Annotated in this window: 9 protein-coding genes; 2 read left to right on the forward strand and 7 right to left on the reverse strand. The window is 63.8% G+C overall.

Annotated elements, in window-relative coordinates; all coding sequences use genetic code 11:
• Positions 1-13 precede the first annotated feature (13 nt).
• Positions 14-1,531 carry a CoA-acylating methylmalonate-semialdehyde dehydrogenase gene (locus tag J2Y83_RS24235; RefSeq protein ID WP_253399062.1) on the reverse strand — a complete coding sequence of 506 codons (1,518 nt, stop codon included), beginning with the start codon at positions 1,529-1,531 and terminating at the stop codon, positions 14-16.
• Between the two features lie 131 nt (positions 1,532-1,662).
• Between J2Y83_RS24235 and J2Y83_RS24240 the strand changes: the two genes are divergently transcribed.
• On the forward strand, positions 1,663-2,610 hold the full coding sequence (locus tag J2Y83_RS24240; protein WP_253399064.1) for a LysR family transcriptional regulator: 948 nt from the start codon (positions 1,663-1,665) through the stop codon (positions 2,608-2,610).
• A 314-nt stretch (positions 2,611-2,924) separates the two neighbouring features.
• Entirely contained in the window at positions 2,925-3,215 is a 291-nt protein-coding gene (locus J2Y83_RS24245; protein WP_247404237.1) for a DUF3077 domain-containing protein, read from the forward strand.
• A gap of 82 nt (positions 3,216-3,297) precedes the next feature.
• Here the strand turns inward: J2Y83_RS24245 and J2Y83_RS24250 are convergent, their stop codons facing one another.
• From J2Y83_RS24250 to recC, 6 genes are all read right to left on the reverse strand, one after another.
• Positions 3,298-3,789 carry an OmpA family protein gene (locus tag J2Y83_RS24250; protein WP_253399066.1) on the reverse strand — a complete coding sequence of 164 codons (492 nt, stop codon included), beginning with the start codon at positions 3,787-3,789 and terminating at the stop codon, positions 3,298-3,300.
• Positions 3,790-3,793: 4 nt separating this feature from the next.
• Entirely contained in the window at positions 3,794-5,056 is a 1,263-nt protein-coding gene (locus J2Y83_RS24255) for a diguanylate cyclase domain-containing protein (RefSeq protein ID WP_253399078.1), read from the reverse strand.
• The gene (locus J2Y83_RS24260) at positions 5,053-5,628 is read right to left on the reverse strand and encodes a YfiR family protein (protein ID WP_253399080.1); all 576 of its coding nucleotides are present in this window, start codon (positions 5,626-5,628) and stop codon (positions 5,053-5,055) included. The genes J2Y83_RS24255 and J2Y83_RS24260 overlap by 4 nt, the downstream gene beginning before the upstream one ends.
• A gap of 143 nt (positions 5,629-5,771) precedes the next feature.
• A complete protein-coding gene (gene recD / locus J2Y83_RS24265) occupies positions 5,772-7,841 on the reverse strand; it encodes an exodeoxyribonuclease V subunit alpha (RefSeq protein ID WP_253399082.1) in 2,070 nt (689 codons plus the stop codon).
• Complete coding sequence (gene recB / locus J2Y83_RS24270; protein ID WP_253399084.1) at positions 7,838-11,512, reverse strand: exodeoxyribonuclease V subunit beta; 3,675 nt, start codon at positions 11,510-11,512, stop codon at positions 7,838-7,840. The genes recD and recB overlap by 4 nt, the downstream gene beginning before the upstream one ends.
• On the reverse strand, positions 11,509-14,961 hold the full coding sequence (gene recC, locus J2Y83_RS24275) for an exodeoxyribonuclease V subunit gamma (RefSeq protein WP_253399086.1): 3,453 nt from the start codon (positions 14,959-14,961) through the stop codon (positions 11,509-11,511). The genes recB and recC overlap by 4 nt, the downstream gene beginning before the upstream one ends.
• Positions 14,962-15,066: the final 105 nt, after the last annotated feature.

Below are 15,066 nucleotides of genomic sequence, written 5' to 3' on the forward strand. Positions count from 1 at the left end.
TCGTCTCCCGGAATCAGCGCAGGTTGATGGTGGTGTTGACGCCATCGTTGACCGTGTCGTCGTCGAACCAGCGGCTGGTGACGGTTTTGGTCTGGGTGTAGAACTGCACCACTTGCTTGCCATACGGGCCGAGGTCGCCGAGCTTGGAACCGCGCGAACCGGTGAAGCTGAAGAACGGCACCGGCACCGGGATCGGGATGTTGATGCCGACCTGGCCGACGTCGATTTCGCTCTGGAACTTACGCGCCGCCGCCCCGCTCTGGGTGAACAGGCCGGTGCCGTTGCCGAACGGGTTGGCGTTGACCAGCGCGATGGCTTCATCGAGGGTATCGACTTCCAGCACCACCAGCACCGGGCCGAAGATTTCCTGGGTGTAGATCTGCATGTCGGTGGTCACGCCCGAGAACAGCGTCGGACCGACAAAGTTGCCTTGCTCGAAGCCCGGCACCTGGATACCACGACCGTCCAGCTCCAGCTTGGCGCCTTCTTTCACGCCGCTTTCGATCAGCTCCAGGATGCGCGCCTTGGCACGCTTGGAAATCACCGGGCCGACGTCCGTGCCCGCTTCGCTGCCGGCATTGACCTTGAGCTTCTGCGCCAGCGCCTTCAGATCGGGCAGCCATTGCTTGGAAGCCCCCACCAGCACCACCACCGAAGTGGCCATGCAACGCTGGCCCGCCGCGCCGAAACCGGCACCGACCAGGGCGTTGAGGGTGTGTTCGCGGTTGGCATCCGGCAGCACCACCGCATGGTTCTTGGCGCCCATCATCGATTGCACGCGCTTGCCGTGTTTGCCGGCGAGGTCGTACACATGGGTGCCCACGGCGGTCGAACCGACGAACGACACCGCCTTGATGTCTTTATGCGTGCAGAGCGCGTCCACCACGTCCTTGCCGCCATGTACCACGTTGAGCACACCGGCCGGCACACCGGCTTCCAGCGCCAGCTCCACCAGCAGCATCGTCGACAGCGGGTCTTGCTCGGACGGCTTGAGGACGAAAGTGTTACCGCAGGCAATCGCCATCGGGAACATCCACAGCGGAATCATCGCCGGGAAGTTGAACGGGGTAATCCCGGCGCACACGCCGATGGGCTGGCGCAGGGTGTAGGTATCGACACCGCCGGCGACGTTTTCAGCGAACTCGCCCATTTGCAGGGTGCCGATGGAGCAGGCGTGCTCCACCACTTCCAGGCCACGGAAAATATCGCCCTCGGCATCGGCAATGGTCTTGCCCTGCTCGGCGCTGAGGACTACGGCGATGCGCTTGGAGTGCTCGCGGATCAAGGCTTGCAGCTTGAGCATGATGCGCATGCGCGCGCCGATCGGGGTCAGCTTCCAGGTCTGGAAGGCGCGATGGGCGGCATCGATGGCGGCGTTGACTTCATCGGCTGTGGCGAACGGGACTTTGGCCAGCACTTGCTGGGTGGCCGGGTTGACGATGTCTTGCCAGTGGGTGGTCGTTGACTCGACCCATTCACCGTTGATCAGCAACTTGACCTGTTGCACGGAAATATCGGCAGATGCGTTCATGTGGTCTCCAATTTGTATTTATAGGCAGAGAACCAAGGCGTTGAATCGCCTTGAGGATGAGGCGTTCGGACTGTTTTTGGAGTATAGATGTGCAAACTTCTAATAAGAACGCACATAAAAGCCGGTCCAATATGCAAAAAAACATCACATCACTGGGCGCCCTGAACTGGGATGACCTGAAGTTTTTCCTCGAAGTGGCCCGCACCCGCAAGGCCAGCGTCGCCGCCAAGCGCCTGGCGGTGGACTACACCACCGTGTCGCGGCGCATCAGTTCGCTGGAAGTATCACTCGGCACCCTGCTGTTCGAAAAATCCCGGACCAGCGGCTTCGTCCTCACCAACGAAGGCCAGCGCTTGCTCGGCTACGCCGAATCCATCGAAAGCACCTTGCACATGGCCTGCGAACAAGTCTCCGGCTCCGGCATGGCGCTGTCCGGGCATGTCCGCATGGGCTGCACCGAAGGTTTCGGCAGCTTCTTCGTCACCCCGCAACTGAGCCACTTCGTCGACACCTACCCGGCGATCTCGGTCGACATCCTGCCCCTGCCCCACTTCATCAGCCTGTCCAAGCGCGAAGCCGACATCGTCATCGCCCTGGAACGCCCGGAACACGGGCCGTATGTGTGCTGCAAACTGTGCGACTACAAGCTGCAGCTGTACGCGACCCAGGACTACCTCGACCAACACCCACCCATCCACCGCCCGGCGGATCTGGCCGAGCATCCGTTCATCAGCTACGTCGACGACCTGGCCTTCAGCTCGGAGCTGCTGTACCTGGCCAACGTCGTCCCCGGCGCCAGCGCCAGCCTGCGCAGCACCAGCGTGATCGCGCAGTACGTGGCGGCGCAACAAGGGCGGTCGATGGCGATTTTGCCGTGCTTTTTGGCAGCGCAAGATCCACGGTTGTTGCCGGTGCTTGGGGAGCAGATTGCGGTTACGCGGCAGTTTTGGATGTATTGCCGGGAGGATTTGCGGAAGTTGAAGCGGATTACGTTGTTGTGGGACTACATCAGGGAGGTGACGGAGCAGAATCGGGGGTTGTTGATGGGGGAGACGCGGGAGATGCGGTTTGCGGATTAAAGGGCCAGCAACGACGATTCGCTTTAAATTGCAGGACGATTCCTAGAGAATCTCCAGCCTATTGCGCCTTAGGGTTCGAGTCACTAGCCTCCGTACTTCGCTGAAATCAGCGAACGGGTTTAGCGACCCGAACCCGGACACAGCCCCCAACGGCAGGAGCTTTGTGCTCTTCGTTCTCGTGTTATGGCGGCTGTGCGTGGGAGATCTTCGGGTCTGCCGGGTCCTGGGTCCGGTTCGCTAACCTGCGTACAGCTGCCACCCTTTCATGTTTAGCGACATGAATGGGTGGTTCCTAAAACTCCCAGGTATAGACCATGACCAAAATCGTCCCCGATCCACCGCTTTCTTCCTTCACCACCCTCGGCGTAGTCACCTTCGGCGACTACGGCGAAAACGAAAAGCCACTGTTCCGCGTCAACGCGGGCATGCCGCTCGGCGAAGCGCTGGAGCACGCCTCTACCCTGCTTTACTACGCCAAGAAACTCGCGATGGAAGCCGCCATGGATGTGCGCGGCGAGCAATACGCCTGGGCGGCGCATTATCTGTGTGAGATGGGCAAGGCGGTGGTGGATGACTTGACGCAGGCGCTGACGCCGAGCGGTTAAGCGAACACTGTACAAATGTGGGAGGGGGCTTGCCCCCTCCCACATTTGATTGCATTTCACACATTGGAACGGGTGAGGTCGCTTAGTCGGCACTCACTACAATCGACACTCGCCGATTCTCGGTGCGCCCTGCGGCGGTGTCGTTGGAGGCTACCGGCTGGCTGCTGCCCAAGCCGCGCAGTTGGATGTTTTGTTCTTTCATCCCGACACGGGTCAGCACCGTGGCGACGCTTTTGGCGCGGCGCAGGGACAGTTGCTGGTTATAGCTCTCTTTGCCCGAGGCGTCGGTGTGGCCGTCAACGCGCACGCGGTCGATGCCTACGCCCAGCAATGCCTTGCCGATGCGCTCGACGATTTCCGTGCTGGGGGCGTTGAGGCTTTCTATGTCGCTGCCGAACAGTACTTTGCCCGACAGGCCGAACGCCCAGCCGTCGTCGGTCGGTTCGAAGCCTTGTTGCTTGAGGACCGCGACTTGCGCCGGGCTCAGGCCTTTGGGGGGCGCGGTCTGGCAGCCGCTCAGGGCCAACAGGGCCACGAATAAGGTGATAAACACAATGCGTGCGGTCGAGAACAAGGGATCAACTCCTGTGCTGAATGTTGACGACGGGGAGCTCCGTCTCCGCCGTTTGCTGGCCGCCCAGTGATAACCGTTTGGCCTGGTACATCGCCGCATCGGCGGCGTTGAGCAGGGCGCCGGGGGTCGCGCCATGATCGGGGTAAATGGCGATGCCGATACTCAGGGAGGTCAACACTTGGGTGTTGCCCGGCACCGGGATCGGCACGTCCATGCTGGCAATGATTTTGTCGGCGATGCGCTGGGCATCTTCAACCTTGTGCAGCGGCGACAGCAGGATGGCGAACTCGTCGCCGCCCAGGCGTGCTACCAGGTCATCTTCACGCAATTGCGCACGCACGCGGGTGGCAACGGCCACCAGCACTGCGTCGCCGGCGGCGTGTCCATAGTTGTCGTTGATGTCTTTGAAGCGATCACTGTCGAGGAACAGCACCGCCACCCGTTCGTTGGCCTTGGCGGCGCTGCGCAGGGCACGGATCAAGCGGCCTTCGAAAAACGCGCGGTTGGGCAGGCCGGTCAGGCTGTCGTGGTTGGCCTGGTGGGCAAGGCTTTCGTTTTCGCTTTGCAGGTGGTTTTGCCAGGCTTGCATTTCTTCCAGCAGGGCATTGAAGTCGTTGCCCAGGCTGTCGAGTTCGGCGATTTTTGCCGGTGGCACGCGGCGGTCAAAGTCGCGTTCGACGCGCGCGGCATGGGCCACCGTCGCGAGGCTATGCAACGGCCCGGTAATCCCGCGCAACAGACGCCGCGCCAAATACAGGGCGACCCAGGCGCTGAGGGCGGTGCAGATCAGAATCCCGGCCAGGCCGCTGAGTAAAAAGCGCAACAGGCTGGCGCCGTGACCGGTCAGATGAATGCTGCCGATGGTGCGCCCCTGGTGAACGATTGGCTGGCTGATCGGCTGTTCGAGCAGGGAGTGGGCCAGTTGCAGTTCGACCCGGGACAGCATCCCGGTTTCCGGCCGTAGCCACTGCGCCAACAGCCGGCCGTTGGCATCGAAGACTTGGGCCTCGGCCACTTCTTCGGTGGCGGCGATCAGGCTAAGGGCCTCGGTGGCCGCCGCGCGGTCGTTGAACACCACCGCCGCTTCCACGGTGTAATTGATGGAACGCGCGATCAGGTCCAGGTTGTGCTCCGCGAAGACGCGCAACGCCAGCACCCCGAGCAGGGTCAGGGACACGCTGGCCAGCGTCACCGCCACCAGCGCCAGGATCAGGTGCCCGCGCCCGATGACCGAGCGCAGGGTCGGTTGCGCACGCGTCCATCTCATGACGCAGGCGCTCGACGGCGCGACAACTGCAACACGCTGGGGTGAATGCGCACGCCGCTACGGGCCACGGAGTCGAGGTTGACCTCGAACGACACCTGCTCATCGCCCACCCGCAGGCAAAACAGGCTGCCCACGGTGCATTGGTCGCCGCCTTCGCTGATGCTCAGCACCGGGTGGCCCATCAATGACGCAAACAAGCGGCTGCGCTCATCGACGCTGAGTTCGCCGATGTACACGGCGTCGCAGGCATTGACGATATCGGGGTTGTCGGCCAGCAGGCGCTGCACCACCACCGGGCGACCGGTGGCTTGGGTGGTGCCTTTGACCAGATCGTCGGTGTACTGGGTCGGCCCGACGATGCACAGGCGCAATTGCGTCGGTTCCACCGGCCAGCGCGCATAACTGAGGATGCCCAGCACCACCTGGGTCACCGCCTGGGCACGGGAATCGGCCATGCCGACGGGGCTGGCCGTCTCGGCAAAAGCACGCGGCGCGAGCAGGCACAACAGCGCCACCAGTAAACTGCGTCTCCAGCTCAAGCGATGCCCTGTGGGCGAGACAGCCACGTTCATGCAGCGATTCTCTCAGGTGTCTGCGAGGGGTGATGCCGCAACGATAGCACAGCGGCGGAAAGCCCCGCGAGGCAACACCTCGAAGGGTCCCGCTATTTTTTCAGAAAAATCAGACGCTCGAATCAGAAACCCCAAATGACCAATCAGTCAGTTTTTCCTGGCTCATGGCCCAACTCCAGCATCAACCCGCTCAAGCGCTTGACCTTGCGCCGCACGGCCTCCTCAAATACCCCGCCGCGCGGCTCGATCAGGCTGAACCAGCGCTTGGCGCGGGTGATGCCGGTGTAGATCAGCTCTTTGGTGAGCACCGGGTTCAGCGCATCCGGCAGGATCAATGCGGTGTGGGTGAACTCGGAGCCCTGGGATTTGTGGACGGTCATGGCGTACACGGTTTCCACGTCGTTGAGCCGGCTGGGCAGCACAAAGCGCACGCCGCCCTGGCCGTCGTTACGTGGGAAGGCCACGCGCAGCACGTGGGAGCCGCCGTCGCTTTCGGGCAACTTCAGGGCGATGCCGATATCGCCGTTCATCAGGCCCAGGCCGTAATCATTGCGGGTCATCAGCACCGGGCGGCCTTCGTACCATTGCTCGTCGCTGTCGATCAGCCGCGCTTTACGCAAGGCTGCGGTGATGCGCAGGTTCAGCCCTTCCACGCCCCAAGGGCCCTTGCGCACGGCGCAGAGCAGTTGGAAGGCGTCAAAGGCTTGCAGCAGTTGTTGTGCCCAGTGGGTCCAGGCGGGGTCGTCACGCGGGGTGTCGGCAGGTGGACGCGCAGCGTGCAGCAGGTTCAGGTAAGCGCGATAGCCTTCGGCGCCGTCGCCCGGCCCATCTAGCACCAGGCGCTCCAGTGCGTGGTCGTGTTCGCCCTTGAGGCTGACGCAGAACAGGTCGCGGTGGCTGCCGGCGGCCAGCAACCGCCGGGCTTCTTCGGCGTTTTGCTGGTTGACCCAGCGCGCCAGTTGGCCGATGCCGCTGCCTTCGCCGAAGCGCCGCGAGTAGCGCAGCATCACCACTTGCTGGGCCAGCGGGTGGCTGCCGTCGCGGTCTTCCTGCAGGCCGCTGTTGCCCAGGTCTTCGCCGCTGACCGCTTGTAGCCATTGGCGGGTGTCGGGGCTGTACCAGCCGGCCTCGGCGTCGCGGCACAGGTCGCCAAGTACGGCGCCGGCCTCGACCGAGGCGAGCTGGTCCTTGTCGCCCAGCAGCACCAAGCGTGCGTGGGGCGGCAAGGCGTCGAGCAGGTTGGCCATCATTTCCAGGTCGATCATCGAGGCTTCATCCACCACCAGCACATCCAGCGGCAATGGATTGCCCAGGTGGTGACGGAAGTGACGGGTGCCCGGGCGGCTGCCCAACAGGCGGTGGACGGTGGTGACCTGGGTCGGAATTTTTTCGCGCACGCTGTCAGGCACTTTCAGCGACAGCACTTGCTGGCTGATGGATTCGGTGAGCCGTGCGGCGGCTTTACCGGTGGGCGCCGCCAGACGAATGCGCAACGGGCTGCCGGCTTCCACGGCCGGCGCCTGCAACAGGGCGAGCAGGCGCACCACGGTGGTGGTCTTGCCGGTGCCGGGGCCGCCGGTGACGATACTGAACGCCCCGCGAGTGGCCAGGGCGCAGGCGAGTTTTTGCCAATCGATCACGCCATCGGGCGGCGCTTGGTCAAACAGGCCGTTCAGGCGTTGGGGCAGATCGGCGGCGAGGCTTTCTTCTGTGGCCAGGCGCAGGCGCAAGGCGCTGTCGATGCGCCGTTCGTAGGTCCAATAGCGGCGCAGGTACAGGCGTTTGCCGGACAGCACCAACGGGCGGCTTTGCGCGGCCTCGCTGCCGTCGACAGCCAACGCGACCAACGAGCTAGTGGCCAGGGCATGGCACCAATGGCCGCCGTCCAGGCCATCGAGCAGTTGCGACGGCAGCAGCATGGCGCCGGTTTGCAGGTCGCCTTCCGGCGGCAGCGACAGGGCGAAATCCGGCGCCTTGAGGGTTTCGAACAGGTCCAGGCACACATGGCCGTGGCCCAGTTGATGGCTGGTCAGGGCCGCAGCCAGCAACACCAAGGGATCGGCCTGTGGGTCGAGTTCGTGCAGAAAGCCGACGAACGCCTTATCCAGCGCGCGCAGCCAGCCACGCTCGACCCACCGCTCGAACAGTTGCACCAGGTCGGCAGCGCGGCTGAGGGGCATCAGCGCCTCCAGCGGTAACGGCGACAGGCTCATAGCAACACTCCTTGTTCCCAGGCGGGCTCAGCCTTGGGCGGTAACGATTGGCCTTGGAACATCAGGTCCAGGCTCTCGATCAGCGCGCGTGGCGGCCGCGTGAAGTACGCCCCCTGGCTGGCGGCCCGAGTGCCGCGCAGGAACAAATAGAGCGCGCCGCCGACATGCCGGTCGTAGTCGTAATCCGCCAGGCGCGCCTTGAGTTGGCGATGCAGGGCCAGCAGGTAAAGCACGTATTGCAGGTCGTACCGATGCTCAAGGATCGACTGTTCCATGGCTTGCTGGGTGTAGGCCGAATCATCGGGGCCGAGCCAGTTGGATTTGTAGTCGGCCACGTAATAACGGCCGTCGTGTTCGAAAGTCAGGTCGATAAAACCCTTGAACATGCCGTTGAGCAATACCGGTTCCGCCGCGACGCGGGAGACGCCGTTGTGGGTGTACTGGCACACCAGCTTGTCGAGGGCGAGCACGTCGACTTTATGGCTGGCGAACCAGAACTCCATTTCGATCTGGTAGTGCTGCAGGCCGCTGAGCGTGACCTGGTCGTTATCCAGCGGCAGTGGCGTTTGCAGCAGATGGCCGAGCCAACCGCTGAGCGTCATGATCCAGCCTTCCCAATTGCGGCGATTGCAGCGCGCGCCCACGGCCTTTTCGATCGCCTGCGCGGTCACGTCGAAGCCGTCTTCGCCGGCCCATTCCAACAGTCCATGGAGGAAGGTGCCGGGGTTAGGACCGCGTGGGAAACGGTGAATATCGCTACCCGACGCCGCCACTTCACGCGGTGCGTCAGGGTCGAGGCGTTCGTCGTCGAACAGCTTCTGGGCTTGTGGGCTTTCCGGCGCTTCGAGGCTGGCGGCGCTCATGCTGTCGCCGATGCGCAAAGCGCTGTAGGACGCAATCCACCAGTTTTCCGCAGCCTTGCGCTTGGGCAGCAGGGGCGCCAGCAGCGTGGCTTCGTTACGCGGCGGGTGGAAAACGCTGGCGTGGGCTTCGGGCATCGGCGCGTAATGCACGGCGGCACAGCCTGCCTGCAGGTCCAGCAACCAGCGCGCCAGGCCGGCGGACTCCGCCAGCGCGGCACCGGCGCCGAGCAAATAGCCCAGCGCCGACAGGTGCAGCACGGAGCTGTTGTTATTGCCGCGCTTGAGGTCGGCAATACCCAGCCAGCACGCGTGTTTGGCGCGGGTCAGGGCAACGTAGAACAGACGCAGGTCTTCCGCCAGGCGCTCGTCATCGGCCTGGGCGATCAACTCGACGGTCGGGCGCAAGCTCACCTGGGACTTGCCGTTGGCATCGTGGTAATGCAGCGGCAAGCGGCTGCCATCCACCGGTTTGGCCGAGCAGATGAAGGGCAGGAACACCAGGTCGTATTCCAGGCCCTTGGATTTGTGGATGGTCACCACCTTGACCAGTTGCTCGTCGCTTTCCAGGCGCAGGATCTGTTCTTCACCGGCCTGCCCCGACAGCGCGAGGTGTTCGGCCAGGTGGCGGATCAAGGCCTGTTCGCCGTCCAGTTCGGAGGCCGCCTGTTGCAGCAGTTCGCTGAGGTGCAACAGGTTGGTCAGCACGCGCTCGCCATCGCTGCGGGCGATCAGGGTTTGCGGCAGTTTGAAGTCGTGTAGCAGGCGACGCAGCATCGGCAGCACGCCTTGGCTGCGCCAGATCGCACGGTAGCCACGGAACTGCATCACCCGGCTTTCCCACGCCAGTTCGTCCTGGTTCAGACGCTCAAGTTCCGGCAGTGACAGGTTCAAGGTGACGCAGGCCAGCGCGGCGCGCAGCGGGCGTTCGACGTCCGGTTCGGCACAGGCCTTGAGCCAGGCCAGCAGGTCGTGCGCCTCCTGGGCGGCGAACACCGAGTCCTTGTCCGACAGGTACACGCTGCGCACGCCACGGGCGGCCAACTCGCCGCGCACGGCTTGGGCTTCCTTGCCGTCGCGCACGAGGATGGCGATGTCCGACGGCAACACGCCGTTGAAGCTGCCGTCGGCTTGTAGGAAACCAGCGCGGCCTTGCTGCCCTCCATTGAGCAACTCGACAATCTGTGTGGCGCAGGCAGCGGCCAGGTGCTGACGATAAACCGCATTGGAAATCGGCTGATCGGTGGGCAGGTGCCAGAGGTTCAGCGCCGGCAGAGTCTGACCATCGACCTGCAGTTGCTCCCTGCGGCCTTGGGACAGCACCGGCTGGAACGGCACCGGGTTTTCGCCACTCGGCTTACGGAACAGAAACGCGCCACGGCCGCTTTCCGCACGCTGGAACACATGGTTGACCGCCTCGACCATCGCGTGGCTGGAGCGGAAGTTGGTGCCCAGGGTGTGATGCCGGCCGGTGGTGGATTGGCGTGCGCGCAGGTAGGTGTAGATGTCGGCGCCGCGGAAGGCGTAGATCGCTTGCTTGGGGTCGCCGATCAGGAACAGGCCGCTGTCGAGGTGGTTTTCTTCGATGCGGTAGATGCTGTCGAAGATGCTGTACTGCACCGGATCGGTGTCTTGGAATTCGTCGATCAGGGCGACCGGGAACTGCTCGCGGATCACACTGGCCAGACGCTCGCCGCCGTCGGTTTGCAGGGCGGCGTTGAGGCGGATCAGCATGTCGTCGAAGCCCATTTCGGCGCGCCGGCGTTTTTCATCTTCGAAGCGTTTGCCGACCCACGCGGCGGCGTGTTGCAACACAGCGGCGTCGGGGGTGGGCAGCGCATCCAGGCTGGCCTTGAGGCTGGCCATGGCGTCGATGCCCGGGTGGTGCGGCGGCTCGCCCTTCCAGGCTTCGGCCATGCCGTCCGGGGTCAGGCGGGTGAAGCCCGTGCCGATGTCCAGTTGTTCGAGGGCTTCGTCAGCGGCCCAGGCGCTGATCTTTTCGAACCAGGGTTCGAAGTAACGCGCTTGCATCTTGCGCCCATCGACGGCTTTGGCGGCGACGGCTTGCAGGCAGATGTCGCGCAACTCGCCGGCCCATTGCTGCCACGGCGCCTTGAGGGCGACCAGGGCCTCGCGGCGTTCTTGCAGGCACGCGCTGATCAGCTCGGCCGGCTCGCGACTTTCGCCGCTGGGCCGTTCGCTGCCGAACAGCGCGCGCACCCGTGGCATCAGCGCGGCCGGGCCACCCCAGTTGTTGCGGACCCAGTTGAGCGCATCGTCGTGCATCGGGTAGCAGAACAGGCGCCAGTAGTCGCGCAGCACTTCGCCGAGCAGGTCGCTGTGGTCGGTTTCCAGGGTCTGGGTGAACAGGCTGCCGCTGTCGAAGGCGTGTTCGCGCAGCATGCGCTGGCACCAACTGTGGATGGTCGAAACGGCGGCTTCGTCCATCCATTGCGCAGCGATGTCCAGGCGGTTGGCGCAAGCGGGCCATTGCTCGGGCGCGTATTGATCGCGCAGTTCGGCGATCAGGGCGTCGGGCTGTTGGATCTCATCGCGGAAGAACCGCGCAGCTTCGGCCAGGCGGATGCGGATGCGTTCGCGCAGCTCTTTGGTGGCGGCGTCGGTGAAGGTCACCACGAGGATCTGCGGCGGCAACAGTTCGCGGCCGAAGCCGGCGTCATCGCCGCCGTGGCCGAGCACCAGGCGCAGGTACAGGGCGGAAATGGTGAAGGTCTTGCCGGTGCCGGCGCTGGCTTCAATCAGTTGGCTGCCCTTTAGCGGGAAGGCCAGGGCCAAGGGTTTGCTGCTCATGCGCCGGCCTCCTCGCCAGTGAGTGATCGCCAGGGGGCGTTGATCAGGGGGCGATACAAGGTTTCGCACCAGCCTTCGAATTCTTCGCTGGCCACCAGGGCCGCGTAGTCGGGGAATTGCCGGGTGAGCGCGGGGGTTTCGCGGCGTTCGCCATCGGTGTTGATGCCATCGCCTTCGTAGGCTTTACTCGCGGCCGCCGCGGCTTTGGCCGGGTCGGTTTGACCGAGCCAGGCGAACGCGGTTTTGACCGCGACGGGCAGCGGTTTGGCCATGCCGACGTGCCAGGCCAGCAGCAGGTCGCCGAGGATGTCCTGGGCGCTGGAAGGTTCCAGCGGGGCCAGCAACAAGGTGTCGTCGCTGGCCACCAGCGCGGTACTCAACGGCAGGCCGCAGGCGCAGGCGACCAGGTGGTTGACCCACGGGCGAATCAGCCGATGCCACTTGCGGGTCTTGATCGAACCGATGCTGTTGGGGATCGTGGTGACACTCAACAATCCGCCATCACTGCGCCGATGCAGGCCGCTGATCCAGCCTTCGAGCTGAATGCCTTGATGCTCGAAACTGATCGGTTCCGCGCCGGTGTGTGGCGTGGGCCAGAGGGCCAGCAGTTGTTGATAACGTTGCAGCAGGCCAGGCAAGGGCTCGATCAGTTCGTTGCGCAGGCACTCGCCGAAACCAACCATGGGCAGCAGGCCGCTGCCTTGCAGGCGACGGGCCTGGGCGCTGAGCGCCTGGTCGACATGATCGGGCTGGCTCAGCGCGGCGTTCAGCAGGCTGTCGCTCAGGCTGTAGCGTTGCAGCGCATCGAGGACAAAGGGTTCCTCATCGGCCAGCGGCACTTCGGCGGCTTCGAAGAATACTTTCAGACGCTGGCTGAAGAAATGTTTGACCGGGTTGCGCAGGAAGTCCTGCAACTGGCCGAGGCTCAGGGGTTCTTCCTGTTGATGGGCCGCGAGTTCGGTGTTGTCCGCCGGCGCATCCGTCACCTCGTGCAGCAACTGCCATTCGCGGGCGTAGCTGAACAGCGGGTCTCCGGCGTGGAAATAGCGCGCACTGAAGGGCTGGAGCGGGTGTTCCTGGGTCATTGCGTCAAGCAGCGGTGTGTCGCTTTGGGCGTGCTGCCAGCCGCTGGCGAGATGGTCGCGCAGTTGGCCGATCAATACCGATGCCGGGCGCTCGCTGTTGTCGCGAATGCTGCGGCCAACCCAACTGATGTAGAGCTGGTCGCGGGCTGACAGCAGGGCTTCGAGCAGCAGATAGCGGTCGTCTTCGCGACGTGAGCGGTCGCCGGGCCGGTAGTCGCTGCCCATCAGGTCGAAATCCAGCGGAGGTTGGGCGCGGGGGTAGTCGCCGTCATTCATGCCGAGCAGGCAGACCAGCTTGAACGGGATCGCGCGCATCGGCATCAATGTGCAGAAATTGACAGCTCCGGCGAGGAAGCGCTGGGACAGGCGCCCTTGGTCCAGACCGGCGAGCCACGCCTCGCGGACTACGGTGAGCGGTAACTCGTCCTGCAGGCCGACGGACTCGCAGGTTTCCAGCCAGGTTTCCCTGAGCTGTTCGAGCTGGCCCAACAGGTAGTCGTCGTGTTCGCTGCTAGGCAGGAAAAACAACTGCATCAAGCGTTGCAGGCGCTCGCCCCATTCTTGCGGAACCGCAGGTTGCGATAGGGCTTGGTGGGCGTCGCTGAGTGCGTCGAGCAACGCGACCAGCGGGCCGATCAAGGCCGCGTCGAGGCCACCGATTTCGTCGTAGGGCTCGATACCGTCGCAGGCGACACCCGTGCCCACGGCATAACCCAGCAGCATCCGCCGCAAACCAAATCGCCAGCTGTTTTGCTCCAGCTCGTGGGGCAGGCCAAGACCGGCGCGCTGTTCGGCATTGAGGCCCCAGCGGATGCCGGCGCCTTCGATCCAGCGATGCAGCGTGGGCAGGTCGCGTTCCTTGATGGCGAAGCGCTCGCGCAGCGCCGGGACGTCGAGCAGGTCAAGAATTTCACTGACCGGGAAGCGGCTGTCGGGCAGCTTGAGCAGGTGTTCGACGGCGATCAGCAGCGGGTCGCGGCCGCGTTGGCCTTGGTCGGTGAGGGTGAAGGGGATGAAGCGTGGGTCGCTGCGGTCCAACTGGCCGAACACTGCGCGAATGTGCGGCGCGTAGCTGTCGACATCGGGGACCATGATGATGATGTCCCGGGGACGCAACGCGGGGTCGGCGCTGAAGCGTTGGAGCAGTTGGTCGTGGAGGATTTCCACTTCGCGTTGGGCGCTGTGGGCGATGTGAAAGCGGATGGAGGTATCGCGCTGCAGATCGACGGCGGGCCAGAGGTCGCGGGTTTCGTTGAGCGGGCGCAGTTCGAGGATATCGTCCTGGAGCTGGTTGAGCAGTGTGGTGGGTTCGCTGTCGCTGAACAGGTCGATGCGGCCGTCGCGAAATGCAGCGCGGTAGCTGTTGGGATCGTCGTAGCTGTCGAGCAGGCTGATGTAGTCGCGACCTTGTTTGCCCCAGGCGGCGAGCAACGGATGCGCATGCTGGTGCAGGGTCTGCGGGTCGATGGTGACCGGCATGCCGGCTTTGCGTGCCTGGCGTTTGTATTCGTTACGCAGCAAATCTTTGTCGGCCACGATGTCGGACCAATGGTGGCGACAGGGGTTGTGGACGCAGAGCAGGACCTGACTGAAGCGCGCCAGGCCGGCGAGCGCTTCGAGTGCTTGGGCGGGCAACGAAGAAATGCCGAAAACGATCACTCGGGAAGGCAGCCCTGGCGGCGCTTGCTCAAGGCTATTGATCCGTTCGATAAAGCGCTGATGCACACCGGCACGGCTTTGCGCCATGCCGGCTTCGCCCACATCCAGCAGCAGGGCGCGCCATAACTCGGCTTGCCAGCAGTTGGCAGGGTCGAGGGGTTTGGATTCGCCTCGGCCGTTACGCAGTTGATGGCGGCCAGCGGCCCAATCTTCCAGCCAGTCGGCGCGGTAGACCTGGTATTGGTCGAACAGGTCAGCCAATCGCTCGGCGAGCTGGTAGCGTTTGCGCAGGTCGCTGTCGTCCGTGAGGAAGCGCTGCAGCGGCTCGAAGTGCGGTTGATTGATCAGCTCGGGGAGCAGGCGCATCAGGCGCCAAGTCAGCGGGGCTTTATCGAGCAGGGACTTGGGCGGGATTTCGTCGCGACCCAGGACCATGCGATAGAGCTGCCACATGAAGCTGCCGGGCAGTTGCACGTCGATTGCCGCAGCAATCCCGCAGCCGCCCATGTCGTCATCTTCCGGATCTTCGGCCAGGGCCAGTTTGAGCCATTGGGCGATGCCGTTGCTCTGTACCAGGGCGATTTCATTTTCCAGAGGGGCCAGGGGATAACGGCGCATCCAACTGACCACCAGGCTGCGCAATTCGTCCAGGCGGTTGCCGTGAACCACCATGAATCCTGCGCTGAGAGGCGTCGCATCCGGCATAACGGCTTCCTTGGCAAAAGCAAAATCGAGGCGTGGACTTTAGCACTGAAGGCTATCGGGATGAGCCTCTTCGCACTTTTCGAGCGGACAAACAAAACCCCTGTC

The organism is Pseudomonas marginalis (assembly GCF_024169655.1).
GTDB lineage: Bacteria > Pseudomonadota > Gammaproteobacteria > Pseudomonadales > Pseudomonadaceae > Aquipseudomonas > Aquipseudomonas paraveronii.